Consider the following 16643-nt stretch of genomic DNA (forward strand, 5'->3'; position numbering starts at 1 on the left):
CAATCACAGGATAATGCGGCTCTTTTTTCGGCGGCTCGCTGCGTGAGCTGGCTCGATACGTTTCCTTGTTTGGCCGCCATAGCCTGACAATCGTGGAGTGTCTGGTTTGATCGTCTTTCGTTATCTGTCCCGCGAAGTCCTGCTGACCCTGAGCGCGGTCAGCGCCGTGCTGCTGGTCATCATCATGAGCGGGCGCTTCATCAAGTACCTCGCGCAGGCGGCCTCCGGCGCCCTGGACCCGGGCTCGTTGTTCCTGATCATGGGATTCCGCCTGCCGGGCTTCCTGCAACTGATCCTGCCGCTGGGGTTGTTCCTCGGCATCCTGCTGGCTTACGGTCGCCTGTACCTGGACAGCGAAATGACCGTGCTGTCCGCCACGGGCATGAGCCAGCAGCGACTGTTTCGCATCACGTTGTTCCCGGCGACGCTGGTGGCGCTGGTGGTGGCCTGGCTGAGCCTGAGCCTGGCGCCCCAGGGAGCCAACCAATTCCAGCTGCTGATCAACCAGCAGGACGCCATGACCGAATTCGACACCCTGGTGCCGGGGCGCTTCCAGGCCCTGCGTGACGGGACGCGTGTCACCTACACCGAACAGCTTTCGGATGACCGGATCAACCTGGGGGGCGTCTTCATCACCCAGAAAAACCTGTCTTCGGATGCCAAGAAAGACCGCGGGATCTCCGTGCTGGTGGCCGAGAAGGGTCGGCAGGAAATCAACCCGGACGGTAACCGCTACCTGATTCTCGAGAATGGCTACCGCTACGACGGCAAGCCGGGCCAGGCCGATTATCGCGCTATCAAATACGACACCTACGGCGTGTTGCTGCCCAAGCCCGAGGCCAGCGACGAAGTCACCGATCGCGATGCGATGCCGACTTCAAGCCTGCTGGGCAGCAATGACATCCGCGCCCGTACCGAGCTGCAGTGGCGCTTGTCGCTGCCGCTGCTGGTGTTCATCGTGACGCTCATGGCGGTTCCGCTGTCGCGGGTCAACCCCCGCCAGGGCCGTTTCCTCAAGCTATTGCCAGCGATCCTTTTGTACATGGCTTACCTGACCATCCTGATTTCCGCCCGCAGCGCCCTGGAAAAAGGCAAGATCCCGCCGGCGCTGGGCCTGTGGTGGGTGCATTCGATATTCCTCGCCATTGGGCTCGGGTTGCTCTATTGGGAGCCCATGCGCCTGAAGCTCGCCAGCCGTCGCAGTGCGCTGGAGGTGGCCCGTGGTTAAACTCGACCGCTACATCGGCAGCAGCGTATTCATGGCGATCCTTGCTGTGCTGGGGATCATTCTTGGCCTGGCGACCTTGTTCGCGTTCATTGATGAAATGAGCGACGTCAGCGACACTTACACCCTGGCGGACGTCCTCAGCTACGTGTTGCTGACCGCGCCGCGGCGCCTGTATGACATGTTGCCGATGGCTGCGTTGATCGGCTGCCTGATTGGCTTGGGCAGCCTGGCGAGCAACAGCGAATTGACCATCATGCGCGCGGCTGGCGTGTCCATCGGTCGGATTGTCTGGGCAGTGATGAAGCCGATGCTGGTACTGATGCTGGTCGGTGTGCTGATCGGCGAATATGTTGCCCCGGCCACCGAGAACACCGCCCAGGCCAACCGTTCCCTGGCCCAGGGTGGCGGCGATGCGCAAAGCGCCAAGCACGGCCTTTGGCACCGCCAGGGTGATGAGTTCATCCATATCAACTCGGTCCAGCCGAACGGTACCTTGTATGGCGTGACTCGCTATCGTTTCGACGATCAGCGGCACATGCTGTCCTCGAGTTTCGCCAAACGCGCCAAATTCGCCGAAGATCACTGGCAACTGAGCGACGTCACCACCACTCTGTTCCACGACAAACGCACCGAAGTGGTCGCCGCTCCAACGGAGCGCTGGGACGTGGCGTTGAGCCCGCAACTGCTCAGCACCGTCGTGATGGCGCCAGAATCGCTGTCGATCACCGGCCTGTGGGGCTACATCCACTACCTGGCAGACCAGGGCCTGAACAACGGGCGCTACTGGCTGGCTTTTTGGGTCAAGGTGTTGCAACCGCTGGTGACCGCTGCCCTGGTGCTGATGGCGATTTCCTTCATCTTCGGTCCGCTGCGTTCGGTGACCCTCGGCCAGCGGGTGTTCACCGGCGTGCTGGTGGGCTTTACCTTCCGTATTGCCCAGGACTTGTTGGGGCCATCGAGCCTGGTGTTCGGTTTCTCACCGCTGTTTGCGGTGCTGGTGCCGGCCGGTGTTTGCGCGTTGGCCGGCCTCTGGCTGCTGCGTCGGGCGGGTTGATCCCATTTTCTTGTGGCGGGGGAGCTTCTGTGGCGAGGGAGCAAGCTCCCTCGCCACACGTGACGCTTGCTCAATGGATCAGGTACAATTCCCGGCTATTTTTCGGCGGGCCTTGCCTGCAGCCTTTTTGAGTGTTGATCCGTGAGTGATTTGAGTCATATCCGCAATTTCTCCATCATCGCCCACATTGACCATGGCAAGTCGACGCTGGCTGATCGCTTCATCCAGATGTGCGGCGGCCTGGCCGAGCGTGAAATGGAAGCCCAGGTCCTGGACTCCATGGACCTCGAGCGTGAACGCGGGATCACCATCAAGGCCCACAGCGTTACCCTCTACTACAAGGCCAAAGACGGCATTACCTACCAGCTCAACTTCATCGATACCCCGGGCCATGTCGACTTCACCTACGAAGTCAGCCGGTCCCTGGCGGCCTGTGAAGGCGCGTTGCTGGTGGTCGATGCCGGCCAGGGCGTCGAGGCCCAGTCCGTCGCCAACTGCTACACGGCCATCGAGCAAGGCCTGGAAGTCATGCCGGTGCTGAACAAGATCGACCTGCCACAGGCCGATCCGGAACGCGTGAAGGAAGAAATCGAGAAGATCATCGGCATCGACGCCACCGACGCGGTCACCTGCAGCGCCAAGACCGGCCTGGGCGTCGACGAAGTGCTCGAGCGCTTGGTAACGACCATTCCCGCACCGACCGGCAATATCGAAGATCCGCTGCAAGCGTTGATCATCGACTCCTGGTTCGACAACTACCTGGGCGTGGTCTCCCTGGTTCGCGTGCGCCACGGCCGCGTGAAGAAAGGCGACAAGATCCTGGTCAAATCCACCGGCAAGATCCACCTGGTGGACAGCGTCGGTGTCTTCAACCCGAAACACACCGCCACCGTCGACCTGAAGGCCGGTGAAGTGGGCTTCATCATCGCCGGTATCAAGGACATCCACGGTGCGCCGGTCGGCGACACCCTGACCTTGAGCACCACCCCCGACGTCGAAGTGCTGCCCGGTTTCAAGCGTATCCAGCCGCAGGTCTACGCCGGCCTGTTCCCGGTCAGCTCCGACGATTTCGAGGACTTCCGCGAAGCCCTGCAGAAGCTGACCCTGAACGACTCGTCCCTGCAATACACCCCGGAAAGCTCCGACGCCCTGGGCTTCGGTTTCCGTTGCGGGTTCCTGGGCATGCTGCACATGGAAATCATCCAGGAGCGCCTGGAGCGCGAGTATGACCTGGACCTGATCACCACGGCGCCAACGGTGATCTTCGAACTGCTCCTCAAGAACGGCGAGACGATCTACGTCGACAACCCGTCCAAGCTGCCGGACCTGTCGGCCATCGAGGACATGCGCGAGCCGATCGTGCGCGCCAACATCCTTGTGCCTCAGGAACACCTGGGCAACGTCATTACCCTGTGCATCGAAAAACGCGGCGTGCAGCACGACATGCTGTTCCTCGGCACGCAGGTCCAGGTGACCTACGACTTGCCGATGAACGAAGTGGTGCTGGATTTCTTCGATCGGCTGAAATCCACCAGTCGCGGCTATGCTTCGCTGGACTATCATTTCGATCGCTACCAATCGGCTAATCTGGTGAAGCTGGATGTGCTGATCAACGGCGAGAAAGTCGATGCCCTGGCATTGATCGTGCACCGTGACAACGCGCACTACAAAGGTCGCGCGTTGACCGAGAAGATGAAGGAACTGATTCCGCGGCAGATGTTCGACGTGGCAATCCAGGCCGCCATTGGCGGTCAGATTGTGGCGCGTACAACCGTCAAGGCGCTCAGAAAGAACGTATTGGCCAAATGCTACGGCGGCGACGTCAGCCGTAAGCGCAAGCTGTTGGAAAAGCAGAAGGCCGGTAAAAAACGCATGAAGCAGGTCGGTAACGTGGAAATTCCACAGGAAGCCTTCCTTGCGGTGCTCAGGTTGGATAGTTAGGTCCTATGTCGCTAAATTTCCCGCTGTTGCTGGTTATCGCCGTGTTTGTCTGCGGCCTGTTGGGGTTGCTCGATCTATTGTTCCTGGCGCCCCGGCGCCGGGCCGCCATTGCCTCTTATCAGGGCAGCGTCAGCCAGCCTGATGGCGTGGTCATTGAAAAGCTCAACAAGGAACCGCTGCTGGTCGAGTACGGCAAGTCGTTCTTTCCAGTGCTGTTCATCGTGCTCGTGCTGCGCTCGTTCCTGGTGGAGCCGTTCCAGATCCCGTCCGGCTCGATGAAGCCGACCCTGGATGTGGGCGACTTCATCCTGGTGAACAAGTTTTCCTACGGGATCCGGTTGCCGGTGATCGACAAGAAAGTCATCGAGATCGGCGACCCGCAACGCGGCGATGTGATGGTGTTCCGCTACCCAAGCGATCCGAACGTCAACTACATCAAGCGCGTGGTCGGCCTGCCGGGCGACAAGATCCGCTACACCGCCGACAAGCGTCTGTTCGTCAATGGCGAGCTGGTAGCCGAGCAACTGATCGGCTCCGAGCCGGGCACGCTGGGCAGCGCCGAGCTCTACAAGGAAAAACTCGGCGAAGCCGAACACCTGATCCGCAAGGAAATGAGCCGCTACCGCGCCACCCCGGACCATTCGTGGACCGTGCCGGCGGAGCACTACTTCATGATGGGTGACAACCGCGACAACTCCAACGACAGCCGCTACTGGGATGATCCGAACATTCCCAAGGACCTGCTGGGCATGGTCCCCGACCGCAACATTGTCGGCAAGGCCTTTGCGGTCTGGATGAGCTGGCCGGAACCCAAACTCAGCCACCTGCCGAATTTCTCGCGGGTTGGCCTGATCAAGTAATCACACACGGCGCTGTTGAACACAGCGCCGAATGCTTTTCTGGAGCCTGCACAAGGTTGCCCGAAGGCATGAAGCCAACGATAGTCAGGACGTCATTTTTGAACACAGCGTTAATTGTCCCAAGCCAGCGGCGCCTCGTCGCCGTGGCGGTGGAATCCAGCCACGAACTCAGCGTGGGTAAACCGTGAGCGTTTCTCTAAGCCGCCTCGAGCGTCAGCTCGGCTACACTTTCAAGGATCAGGAGCTGATGCTCTTGGCCCTCACTCACCGCAGTTTTGCCGGGCGCAACAACGAACGCCTGGAATTCCTCGGCGATGCCATCCTCAATTTCGTCGCCGGCGAGGCGTTGTTCGAACGCTTTCCCCTGGCTCGCGAAGGCCAATTGTCGCGTTTGCGCGCACGATTGGTAAAAGGTGAGACCCTGGCCGTACTGGCCCGTGGTTTCGACCTGGGCGATTATCTGCGCCTGGGGTCGGGTGAGCTGAAAAGCGGCGGTTTCCGTCGCGAGTCGATCCTCGCCGATGCCCTGGAAGCATTGATTGGCGCGATCTACCTGGATTCGGGCATGGAAATGGCGCGCGAGCGCGTGCTGGCCTGGCTGACGTCCGAGATCGACAGCCTGACGCTGGTGGACACCAACAAGGATCCCAAGACCCGCTTGCAGGAATTCCTGCAATCGCGCAGTTGCGAACTGCCACGCTATGAAGTGGTGGATATCCAGGGTGAGCCGCATTGCCGAACCTTCTTCGTCGAGTGCGAAGTGGTCCTTTTGAATGAAAAAAGCCGAGGCCAGGGCGTCAGCCGTCGTATTGCCGAACAGGTCGCGGCCGCTGCAGCACTGATCGCCTTGGGCGTGGAGAATGGCAATGACTGATACAACCGTCACCCGCTGCGGCTATGTCGCCATTGTCGGTCGGCCGAACGTGGGCAAGTCCACGCTGTTGAACCACATCCTGGGCCAGAAGCTGGCGATTACCTCGCGCAAGCCGCAAACCACACGCCACAACATGCTGGGCATCAAGACCGAAGGCGACGTGCAGGCGATCTACGTCGACACCCCGGGGATGCACAAGGGCGGTGAAAAGGCCCTGAACCGCTACATGAACAAGACTGCTTCGGCGGCGCTGAAAGACGTCGATGTGGTGATCTTCGTGGTCGATCGCACCAAGTGGACCGAAGAAGACCAGATGGTCCTCGAGCGCGTCCAGTACGTGACCGGTCCGCTGATCGTGGCGCTGAACAAGACCGATCGCATCGAAGACAAGGCAGAACTGATGCCGCACCTGAGCTGGTTGCAGGAGCAGTTGCCGAATGCCCAGATCATCCCGATCTCCGCCCAGCATGGCCATAACCTCGACGCGCTGGAGCGGGTGATTGCCGAGCACCTGCCGGAAAACGATCATTTCTTCCCCGAAGACCAGATCACCGACCGCAGCAGCCGCTTCCTCGCCGCTGAACTGGTGCGCGAGAAAATCATGCGCCAGATGGGTGCCGAGCTGCCATACCAGATCACCGTCGAGATCGAAGAGTTCAAGCAACAGGGGAAGACCCTGCATATTCATGCCTTGATCCTCGTCGAACGTGACGGCCAGAAGAAGATCATCATTGGCGACAAGGGCGAGCGTATCAAGCGCATCGGCACCGAGGCGCGCAAGGACATGGAGCTGCTGTTCGACTCCAAGATCATGCTCAACCTGTGGGTCAAGGTGAAGGGCGGCTGGTCCGATGACGAGCGGGCGTTGCGTTCGTTGGGTTACGGCGACCTCTGATTAGCTGGATATACCGAGAACCATTGTGGGAGCGAGCTTGCTCGCGATGAGGGCCTGATATTCAACATGGACGTTGACTGACAGACCGCTATCGCGAGCAAGCTCGCTCCCACATTGGTTTCGGGTTGTTTATAAAATTTTGCTCGCCCAGTGAGAACTGCGACTTTAATGTCCCAACCCATCGCCCAACCCGCCTACGTCCTCCACAGCCGTGCCTACCGCGAAAGCAGCGCCCTGGTGGATTTCCTCACGCCCCAGGGGCGGCTGCGGGCGGTGTTGCGTGGGGCGCGGGGCAAGGCCGGGACGCTGGCGCGGCCGTTCGTGCCGCTGGAGGTCGAGTTTCGCGGGCGGGGCGAGTTGAAGAACGTCGGGCGCATGGAAAGCAACGGCGTCGCGGCCTGGCTCAACGGCGAGGCGTTGTTCAGCGGCTTGTACCTCAATGAGCTGTTGATCCGCCTGCTGCCCGCCGAAGATCCCCATCCCGCCGTTTTCGATCATTACACCGCGACGCTGCTGGCCCTGGCCGAAGGCCGGCCGCTGGAGCCGTTGCTGCGCTCCTTCGAATGGCGCCTGCTGGACGACCTAGGCTACGGTTTTTCCCTCGACACCGACCTGCACGGCCAGCCCATCGCCGCCGACGGGCTGTACCGCTTGCAAGTGGATGCGGGCCTGGAGCAGGTCTACCAGTTGCAACCGGGGCTGTTCAATGGCGTTGAGCTCTTGGCCATGGCCGAAGCCGACTGGACCGCGCCCGGTGCGTTGGCGGCCGCCAAGCGTTTGATGCGCCAAGCGCTGGCGGTTCACTTGGGTGGCCGGCCGCTGGTCAGTCGCGAGCTGTTTCGCAAGCCCTGATCTCCCCGTATGCTGTGGGCCGAATCTCTGTCCATTCAGGAGCGCTTTTCGTGAGCACCAGCAATCGCATTCTTCTCGGCGTGAACATCGACCATGTCGCCACCCTCCGCCAGGCCCGTGGTACGCGCTACCCGGATCCGGTCAAGGCTGCGCTGGACGCTGAAGAGGCGGGTGCCGACGGCATCACCGTGCACCTGCGTGAAGACCGTCGCCACATCCAGGAGCGCGACGTGTTGCTGCTCAAGGATGTGCTGCAGACCCGCATGAATTTCGAAATGGGCGTGACCGAGGAAATGATGGCGTTCGCCGAGCGCATCCGCCCGGCGCACATCTGCCTGGTACCGGAAACCCGGCAGGAACTGACCACCGAAGGCGGCCTCGACGTCGCGGGGCAGGAATCGCGGATCAGCCTGGCGGTGGAACGCCTCTCGAAGATCGGCGCCGAGGTGTCGCTGTTCATCGACGCCGACGAGCGGCAGATCGAAGCCTCCAAGCGGGTCGGCGCCCCGGCCATCGAATTGCACACCGGTCGTTACGCCGATGCCGAGACGCCCACCGACGTGGCCGATGAACTGCAACGAGTGGCCGACGGCGTCGCTTTTGGCCTGGCCCAAGGCCTGGTCGTCAACGCCGGCCATGGCCTGCATTATCACAACGTCGAAGCCGTCGCGGCGATCAAGGGCATCAACGAACTGAACATCGGCCATGCGCTGGTGGCCCATGCGTTGTTCGTCGGGTTCAAGTCGGCGGTGGCGGAGATGAAGGCGCTGATCCTGGCGGCTGCCAGGTCCTGAGCCCACCACAAAACTTCTAAACGCCCCGATCAAAACTGTGGGAGCGGGCTTACTCGCGAAGGCGTCAGGTCAGTCACCATTGAAGTGGCTGACACACCGCTTTCGCGAGCAAGCCCGCTCCCACAGGGGATCTTGGCTGGATACAAAGTATGTGGGTAGTCCAAGCAAAGCTGTGGGAGTGGGCAGCTGTCAGAGCTGCGGGGATTCCTGGTTTGGCTTGCTCTTGTCCACGCCCGGCACATGCAGGTTGCCTTCGGCCACCTGGTTGCCTTCGAGCTGCGGCTGCGTCACCCAGGTGAGGATGTCGTAGTAGCGACGGATGTTCGCCACGAAATGCACCGGCTCGCCGCCCCGGGCGTAGCCGTAGCGGGTCTTGCTGTACCACTGCTTCTGGGAGAGGCGCGGCAGGATTTTCTTCACATCCAGCCACTTGTTCGGATTCAGCCCTTCCTTGGCAGCGAGCTTGCGCGCGTCGTCGAGGTGGCCACTGCCCACATTGTAGGCGGCGAGGGCGAACCAGGTGCGGTCCGGTTCTTCGATGCTCTCGTCCAACTGATCCTTCATGTAGGCCAGGTATTTGGCGCCGCCCATGATGCTCTGCTTCGGATCCAGGCGATTGGACACGCCCATGGCCTGGGCGGTGTTCTGGGTCAGCATCATCAGGCCGCGCACGCCGGTCTTGGACGTGACCGCCGGTTGCCAGAGTGATTCCTGGTAACCGATGGCGGCCAGCAAGCGCCAATCGACTTTTTCTTTCTTGGCGTAGGCCTTGAAGTGCTGCTCATACTTGGGCAGCCGTTGCTGCAGGTGTTGGGCAAAGGTTGTCGCGCCCATGTAGCCGAGGACATCGACGTGCCCGTAATAGCGGTCCTTGAGGCGTTGCAGCGTGCCGTTCTTCTGCACCTTGTCCAGGTAGGCATTGATTTCGTTGAGCAGGCTGTTGTCTTCGCCGGGACCGACCGCCCAACTCTGGCTGCGCGCGTCGCCCAGGTCGAACGCCACGCGCACGTTGGGGAAATACACCTGGTTCATCGCCACTTCGTTGGAATCGACGAGGGTCAGATCGATCTGGCCCTCATCGACCATGCGCAGCAGGTCGACGACTTCAACCGCGTCGGACTCTTCGTATTCGATGCCTGGATATTGCTGCTTCAACTGCGCCAATTGCTCGGCGTGGGTGCTGCCCTTGAGCACCATGATCTTCTTGCCGGCCAGGCCTGCCGCGTCGGTGGGGCGTGACTGGCCGTTGCGATAGATGATCTGGGGGGTGACTTCCAGATAAGGATGGGAGAACCGCACCTGCTGCTTGCGCGGCTCGCTGCTGACCAGGCCCGCGGCGGCCAATACCGGGCCATTCGGCTTGCCGACCTGGCCGAACAGGTCATCCAGGTTGTCGGCGGTCTCGATTTTCAGCTCGACCCCCAAATCCTCGGCGAAGCGCTTCACCAGCTCGTATTCGAAGCCGGTCTCACCATTGCGATCCTGGAAGTAGGTGGCGGGGCTGTTCCGGGTAACGACCCGCAGCACGCCATCCTCCTTTACGCGCTCCAGTGTGTTGGGTTTCTCAACACAACCACTGAGCACCAGGAAGAGTCCGGTTGCGATCAGCCATCTGGCGTACCGCGGACGCAAAGCCGTTGGGGAAAACATCTGCGCAGTATACGCAAACGGCCTCGACCGCCATATATCGACAGCAAAAGGCCAGTCTGCTAGAGGTTGCGAAACATGTCCGCGAGCCAGGCGGGCCGGCGCCCGGCGGGGTTCCTTGCGATAAAAAATAACTCTGGCGCGCGCGCCCGATGACCGCGCCAGCGAGCGGCGGGCGGCACGACCGACGTTCGGCTGGCATCACACGTACCGTTTCGGGTGCCGTCGCCAGCGGTTTAGGCTAGAATGCACGGCCTCAAAGCACACCCCTTCCCGAGGCTGTCCCGAAGATGTTGATCCTGCGCGGCGCTCCTGCCCTTTCTGCCTTTCGCCACAGCAAACTTCTTGAGCAACTGAGCCAGAAAGTCCCGGCTGTCAGCGGCTTGTATGCTGAATTCGCTCACTTCGCCGAAGTCACCGGCGGTTTGACCGGCGACGAACAGCAGGTGCTCGCGCGCCTTCTGAAGTACGGTCCAAGTGTTCCGGTCCAGGAGCCAACCGGTCGCCTGTTCCTGGTATTGCCGCGTTTCGGCACCATTTCGCCATGGTCGAGCAAGGCCAGCGACATCGCCCGCAACTGCGGCCTGGCAAAAATCCAGCGCCTGGAGCGCGGCATTGCCTTTTATGTCGCCGGTGAGTTCAGCGAGGCCGAGGCCCAACTGATCGCCGATGGCCTGCATGACCGCATGACCCAGGTCGTCCTGGGCAACCTGGAACAGGCTGCCGGCCTGTTCAGCCACGCCGAACCCAAGCCACTGACCGCCATCGACGTGCTGGGCGGTGGCCGTGCCGCGCTGGAAAAAGCCAACGCCGAGCTGGGCCTGGCCCTGGCCGAAGACGAGATCGATTACCTGGTCAACGCCTTCCAGGGCTTGAAGCGCAACCCGCATGACATCGAACTGATGATGTTCGCCCAGGCCAACTCCGAGCACTGCCGCCACAAGATCTTCAACGCCAGTTGGGACATTGACGGCCAGAGCCAGGAAAAAAGCCTGTTCGGCATGATCAAGAACACCTACCAGATGCACAACGAAGGTGTGCTGTCGGCCTACAAGGACAACGCCGCAGTCATCGTCGGCAACGTTGCCGGTCGTTTCTACCCGAACCCTGAGACCCGCCAGTACGGTGCGGTCCAGGAGCCGGTGCACATCCTCATGAAGGTCGAGACCCACAACCACCCGACGGCCATTGCCCCGTTCCCGGGCGCGTCCACCGGTTCCGGTGGCGAGATCCGCGACGAAGGCGCCACCGGTCGCGGTGCCAAGCCCAAGGCCGGCCTGACTGGCTTCACCGTGTCGAACCTGCAGATCCCGGGCTTCGAACAGCCGTGGGAAAAGCCGTACGGCAAGCCTGAGCGCATCGTCAACGCCCTCGACATCATGATCGAAGGCCCACTGGGCGGCGCGGCGTTCAACAACGAATTCGGTCGCCCGGCCCTGACTGGCTACTTCCGTACCTTCGAACAATCCATCACCACTCCACGTGGCGAAGAGGTTCGCGGCTACCACAAGCCGATCATGCTCGCCGGCGGCATGGGCAACATCCGCGCCGAACACGTGCAGAAAGGCGAGATCGTGGTCGGCTCCAAGCTGATCGTCCTCGGCGGCCCGGCCATGTTGATCGGCCTGGGTGGCGGCGCGGCTTCGTCCATGGCCACCGGCACCAGCTCGGCAGACCTGGACTTCGCTTCGGTCCAACGGGAAAACCCGGAAATGGAACGCCGCTGCCAGGAAGTCATCGACCGTTGCTGGCAGTTGGGTGAGCACAACCCGATCAGCTTCATCCACGACGTCGGCGCGGGCGGCCTGTCCAACGCCTTCCCGGAGCTGGTCAACGATGGTGGCCGTGGTGGTCGCTTCGAATTGCGCAACATTCCGAACGACGAGCCGGGCATGGCCCCGCACGAAATCTGGAGCAACGAATCCCAGGAACGTTATGTCCTGGCGGTCGGCCCGGCCGACTTCGAGCGCTTCCAGGCCATTTGCGAGCGCGAGCGTTGCCCGTTCGCCGTGGTCGGTGAAGCCACCGCCGAACCGCAACTGACCGTGACTGACAGCCATTTCGGCAACAGCCCGGTGGACATGCCGCTGGAAGTGCTGCTGGGCAAGGCCCCGCGCATGCACCGTTCGGCCGTTCGCGAAACCGAGCTGGGCGACGATTTCGATCCGTCCACCCTCGACATCGCCGATTCCATCGAGCGCGTGCTGCATCACCCGGCCGTGGCGAGCAAGAGCTTCCTGATCACCATCGGCGACCGCACCATCACCGGCCTTGTGGCCCGCGACCAGATGGTCGGCCCGTGGCAGGTACCGGTGGCCGACGTGGCCGTGACCGCCACCAGCTTCGACGTCTACACCGGCGAAGCCATGGCCATGGGCGAGCGCACGCCGCTGGCGCTGCTGGACGCCCCGGCGTCGGGCCGCATGGCGATCGGCGAAACCCTGACCAACATCGCGGCTTCGCGCATCGGCAAGATTTCCGACATCAAGCTGTCGGCCAACTGGATGTCCGCCGCCGGTCACCCGGGTGAAGACGCCCGCCTGTACGACACCGTCAAGGCTGTCGGCATGGAGCTGTGCCCTGAGCTGGGCATCACCATTCCGGTGGGCAAGGACTCCATGTCCATGGCCACGCGCTGGAATGACGAAGGCGTGGACAAGAGCGTGACCTCGCCGCTGTCGCTGATCGTGACCGGTTTCGCCCCGGTCACGGACATCCGCCAGACCCTGACCCCGCAACTGCGCATGGACAAGGGCACCACCGACCTGATCCTGATCGACCTGGGCCGTGGCCAGAACCGCATGGGCGCCTCGATCCTGGCCCAGGTGCATGGCAAGCTCGGCTCGCAAGCGCCGGACGTCGACGATGCCGAAGACCTGAAGGCGTTCTTCGCCGTGATCCAGGGCCTCAACGCCGACGGTCACCTGCTGGCCTACCACGACCGTTCCGATGGCGGCTTGCTGACCACCGTGATGGAAATGGCCTTCGCCGGTCACTGCGGCCTGAACCTGACCCTGGACAGCGTCGCCGAATCCGCCGCCGAGATCCCGGCGATCCTGTTCAACGAAGAGTTGGGTGCGGTGATCCAGGTTCGCCAGGACGCCACCCCGGACATCCTCGCCCAGTTCAGCGCCGCCGGCCTGGCCGAGTGCGTCTCGGTGATCGGCCAGCCGATCAACAACGCCCACATCAACATCACCTTCAACGGCGACACCGTCTTCGAAGGCCAGCGCCGCCTGTTGCAGCGCCAGTGGGCCGAGACCAGCTACCAGATCCAGCGCCTGCGTGACAACGTCGAATGCGCCGAGCAGGAATTCGACGCGCTGCTGGAAGAAGACAATCCGGGCCTGAGCGCCAAGCTCAGCTACGACGTCAACGACAATGTGGCCGCGCCGTACATCAAGAAAGGCATTCGCCCACAAGTGGCCGTCCTGCGCGAGCAGGGCGTCAACGGCCAGGTGGAGATGGCGGCAGCGTTCGACCGCGCCGGTTTCAACGCGATCGACGTGCACATGAGTGACATCCTCGCCGGTCGTGTCGATCTGAACGACTTCAAGGGCATGGTCGCCTGCGGCGGCTTCTCCTACGGTGACGTGCTGGGTGCCGGTGAAGGCTGGGCCAAGTCGGCGCTGTTCAACAGCCGCGCCCGCGATGCGTTCCAAGGCTTTTTCGAACGCACCGACAGCTTCACCCTTGGCGTGTGCAACGGTTGCCAGATGATGTCCAACCTGCACGAGCTGATCCCGGGCAGCGAGTTCTGGCCGCACTTCGTGCGTAACCGTTCCGAGCAGTTCGAAGCCCGTGTCGCGATGGTTCAGGTGCAAGAATCGAACTCGATCTTCCTGCAGGGCATGGCCGGTTCGCGCATGCCGATCGCCATCGCCCACGGCGAAGGCCATGCGGAGTTCCAGAGCGAAGAAGCGTTGCTCGAAGCCGACCTGTCCGGTTGCGTGTCGCTGCGTTTCGTCGACAACCACGGCAAGGTCACTGAAACCTACCCGGCCAACCCGAACGGCTCGCCGCGCGGGATCACTGGCCTGACCAGCCGCGACGGCCGCGTCACGATCATGATGCCGCACCCTGAGCGGGTGTTCCGCGCGGTGCAGAACTCGTGGCGTTCGGACGACTGGAACGAAGACGCGCCATGGATGCGCATGTTCCGCAACGCCCGCGTCTGGGTGAACTGAGGCGGTGTACAAGCTCTGCTTCTTCGTCCTGGCCAGTCATGTGGACGAGGTCAAAAGCGCCGTATTCGCTGCCGGTGGCGGACGAATCGGCGACTATGACCACTGCGCCTGGCAGGTGCTGGGCCTGGGTCAGTTTCGCCCGTTGGACGGCAGCCAGCCGTTCATCGGCGAGGCCGGGCAGGTCGAGCAGGTCGAGGAGTGGAAGGTAGAGCTTGTTGTCGCCGATGAGTTGATCCGCCCCGTGGTGGAGGCGCTGAAACAGAGCCATCCCTACGAGACACCGGCGTATGAGGTGTGGCGGTTGGAGGAATTCTGATTCTCCCGCTGTTGTAATAAAAAACCCGCTGATCGATTCAGCGGGTTTTTTATTGCCCTCCATTTCTGTTTACATATAACTGTGGCGAGGGGATTTATCCCCGCTGGGCTGCGCAGCAGCCCCAAATATTGACTCCCGGTGTGTCAGGCAGATGGGGCTGGCTGCTTAGGGGGCCGCTTCGCGGCCCAGCGGGGATAAATCCCCTCGCCACAAATTGTGTCCTGTTAGGGATTATATTGTGGGGCTCTAAGCCTTGATCCCAGCCCTCGGGCTCACCATCACCACCTCCAACGCCCGCCACAACCCCGGCGCTTTCTCCCCCAGCAGCAAGTGCCAAACGCCACCGTCCAGTGAGCTGATCCCCTGGCACCCAAGCGCCTTGAGCTGGTTTTCCGACAATCCCTTGCCATCGGCCAGTTGCACCCGCAAACGGCTCATCGCCACGCAATCGAGCTGCAACACATTCCCGCCACCGCCCAGGGCCGCGAGCCATTGTTGTGCTTCGGCCTCGGAGACGACTGTCGGCGGGACAGGCTCAGCTACGGCGGCCACGGGCGCGCTGGCTGGTCGTTCGGAAGAGGGCAACGCCAAGCGAATTTCATCCGCAATGCTATCCGCCATCGGCCCCACCACCACTTGCAAGCTGCCGCCATTACCCGGTCTGACCACGGCCATCGCGCCGAGGGCCTTGAGCTGGGCGTCGGACGCCTTGCCGCGATCCACCATGTCCAGGCGCAGGCGGGTGGTGCAGGCGCCGACAGTGATCAGGTTGTCGGCACCGCCCAAGGCTTGGATATACGCAGCGGCGCGTTGGTTTTCGGCGATGACCGGTTTGTCGCCCACCGGTACTTCCTCACGCCCCGGCGTCTTCAGGTCGAAGCGGCGGATGCAGAAGTCGAACACCAGGTAATAAATCGCCGCGTAGGCCAGGCCCACCGGGATGACCAACCAACCGTTGGTGGATTTGCCCCAGCCCAGGACCATGTCGATGAAACCGCCCGAGAAGGTAAAGCCCAGGTGGATATTCAGCAGGTTCGTCACCGCCATCGACAGGCCAGTGAGCAGCGCATGGACCAGGTACAACAGCGGCGCAAGGAACATGAACGCAAATTCGATCGGCTCGGTGACGCCGGTCAGGAACGAAGTCAGCGCCATTGACAGCAGGATCCCGCCCATGACCTTGCGCCGCTGGGGCAGGGCGTTGCGGTACATCGCCAGGCACGCGGCGGGCAGGCCGAAAAGCATCACCGGGAACATGCCGGTCATGAACTGGCCGCCCTTGGGGTCGCCGGCGAAATAACGGGTCAGGTCGCCAGTGACCACCGCGCCGGTAGTCGGGTCGGTGAAGCTGCCGAAGATGAACCAGGCCATGTTGTTGAGGATGTGGTGCAGGCCGGTGACGATCAGCAATCGATTGAATACACCGAAGACGAACGCACCGAAGCTACCGCTGGCCATCAGCAGCTCGCCGAAGCTGTTGATGCCGTGCTGGATCGGCGGCCAGACCAGGCCGAACACCAGGCCCAGGCCGACGGCGCTGAAACCGGTGACGATCGGCACGAAGCGCCGGCCGCCAAAGAACGCCAGGTACTCCGGCAGCTTGATGTCCTTGAAACGGTTGTACAGCGCGCCGGCCAACAGGCCACTGATGATCCCGGCGAGCATGCCCATGTTGATGGTCGCGTCGAGCACCTTCAGGGTCGCGATCATGACCAGGTAACCGATGGCCCCGGCCAGTCCGGCGGTGCCGTTGTTGTCCCGGGCGAACCCCACGGCGATGCCGATGGCGAAGATCATCGGCAGGTTGGCAAAAATCGCTTCGCCAGCGTCGTGGATTATCGCGATATTCAATAGGTCCGTGTCACCCAGGCGCAGGAGCAGGCCGGCGATCGGCAGGATCGCGATCGGCAGCATCAGCGCCCGGCCGAGGCGTTGCAGCCCTTCGATGAAATGCTGGTACATGGCGTCTCTCCTTTTATTGTTCTTCGACGGGCT

Annotated in this window: 12 protein-coding genes; 10 read left to right on the forward strand and 2 right to left on the reverse strand. The window is 62.1% G+C overall.

Going from position 1 to position 16643, the window contains the following annotated elements; translation table 11 throughout:
• The first annotated feature begins 106 nt into the window (after positions 1–106).
• From lptF to pdxJ, 8 genes are all read left to right on the forward strand, one after another.
• A complete protein-coding gene (lptF, locus tag JMN22_RS05360) occupies positions 107–1228 on the forward strand; it encodes an LPS export ABC transporter permease LptF (RefSeq protein ID WP_030139616.1) in 1122 nt (373 codons plus the stop codon).
• Positions 1221–2282, forward strand: coding sequence for an LPS export ABC transporter permease LptG (gene lptG / locus JMN22_RS05365; RefSeq protein WP_030139615.1), 1062 nt, complete (start codon positions 1221–1223; stop codon positions 2280–2282). Before lptF ends, lptG begins: the two co-directional genes overlap by 8 nt.
• Positions 2283–2423: 141 nt before the next feature.
• The gene (gene lepA / locus JMN22_RS05370) at positions 2424–4223 is read left to right on the forward strand and encodes a translation elongation factor 4 (RefSeq protein ID WP_030139614.1); all 1800 of its coding nucleotides are present in this window, start codon (positions 2424–2426) and stop codon (positions 4221–4223) included.
• A gap of 5 nt (positions 4224–4228) precedes the next feature.
• Positions 4229–5083 (forward strand): signal peptidase I, encoded by an 855-nt coding sequence (lepB, locus tag JMN22_RS05375; RefSeq protein WP_030139613.1) that lies wholly within the window; start codon positions 4229–4231, stop codon positions 5081–5083.
• 184 nt (positions 5084–5267) lie between these two features.
• On the forward strand, positions 5268–5957 hold the full coding sequence (rnc, locus tag JMN22_RS05380) for a ribonuclease III (RefSeq protein ID WP_030139612.1): 690 nt from the start codon (positions 5268–5270) through the stop codon (positions 5955–5957).
• Positions 5950–6852 carry a GTPase Era gene (era, locus tag JMN22_RS05385; RefSeq protein WP_030139611.1) on the forward strand — a complete coding sequence of 301 codons (903 nt, stop codon included), beginning with the start codon at positions 5950–5952 and terminating at the stop codon, positions 6850–6852. Before rnc ends, era begins: the two co-directional genes overlap by 8 nt.
• 168 nt (positions 6853–7020) lie before the next feature.
• A complete protein-coding gene (gene recO / locus JMN22_RS05390; RefSeq protein ID WP_030139610.1) occupies positions 7021–7704 on the forward strand; it encodes a DNA repair protein RecO in 684 nt (227 codons plus the stop codon).
• Between the two features lie 50 nt (positions 7705–7754).
• A complete protein-coding gene (pdxJ, locus tag JMN22_RS05395) occupies positions 7755–8498 on the forward strand; it encodes a pyridoxine 5'-phosphate synthase (protein ID WP_030139609.1) in 744 nt (247 codons plus the stop codon).
• Between the two features lie 189 nt (positions 8499–8687).
• Here pdxJ and mltF read toward each other — a convergent pair whose 3' ends face one another.
• Complete coding sequence (gene mltF / locus JMN22_RS05400; RefSeq protein WP_030139608.1) at positions 8688–10148, reverse strand: membrane-bound lytic murein transglycosylase MltF; 1461 nt, start codon at positions 10146–10148, stop codon at positions 8688–8690.
• 287 nt (positions 10149–10435) lie between these two features.
• Between mltF and purL the strand changes: the two genes are divergently transcribed.
• Both purL and JMN22_RS05410 read left to right on the forward strand, forming a co-directional pair.
• On the forward strand, positions 10436–14332 hold the full coding sequence (purL, locus tag JMN22_RS05405) for a phosphoribosylformylglycinamidine synthase (protein ID WP_198796573.1): 3897 nt from the start codon (positions 10436–10438) through the stop codon (positions 14330–14332).
• 4 nt (positions 14333–14336) lie between these two features.
• A complete protein-coding gene (locus JMN22_RS05410; protein WP_198796572.1) occupies positions 14337–14648 on the forward strand; it encodes a YqfO family protein in 312 nt (103 codons plus the stop codon).
• Between the two features lie 246 nt (positions 14649–14894).
• On the opposite strand, the gene nagE is transcribed toward JMN22_RS05410, so the two are convergent.
• On the reverse strand, positions 14895–16610 hold the full coding sequence (gene nagE, locus JMN22_RS05415; RefSeq protein ID WP_030139605.1) for an N-acetylglucosamine-specific PTS transporter subunit IIBC: 1716 nt from the start codon (positions 16608–16610) through the stop codon (positions 14895–14897).
• Positions 16611–16643: the final 33 nt, after the last annotated feature.

Origin of the sequence: Pseudomonas sp. HB05 (assembly GCF_016756915.1) — a bacterium.
In the GTDB taxonomy this organism is placed as follows: Bacteria; Pseudomonadota; Gammaproteobacteria; order Pseudomonadales; family Pseudomonadaceae; genus Aquipseudomonas; species Aquipseudomonas alvandae.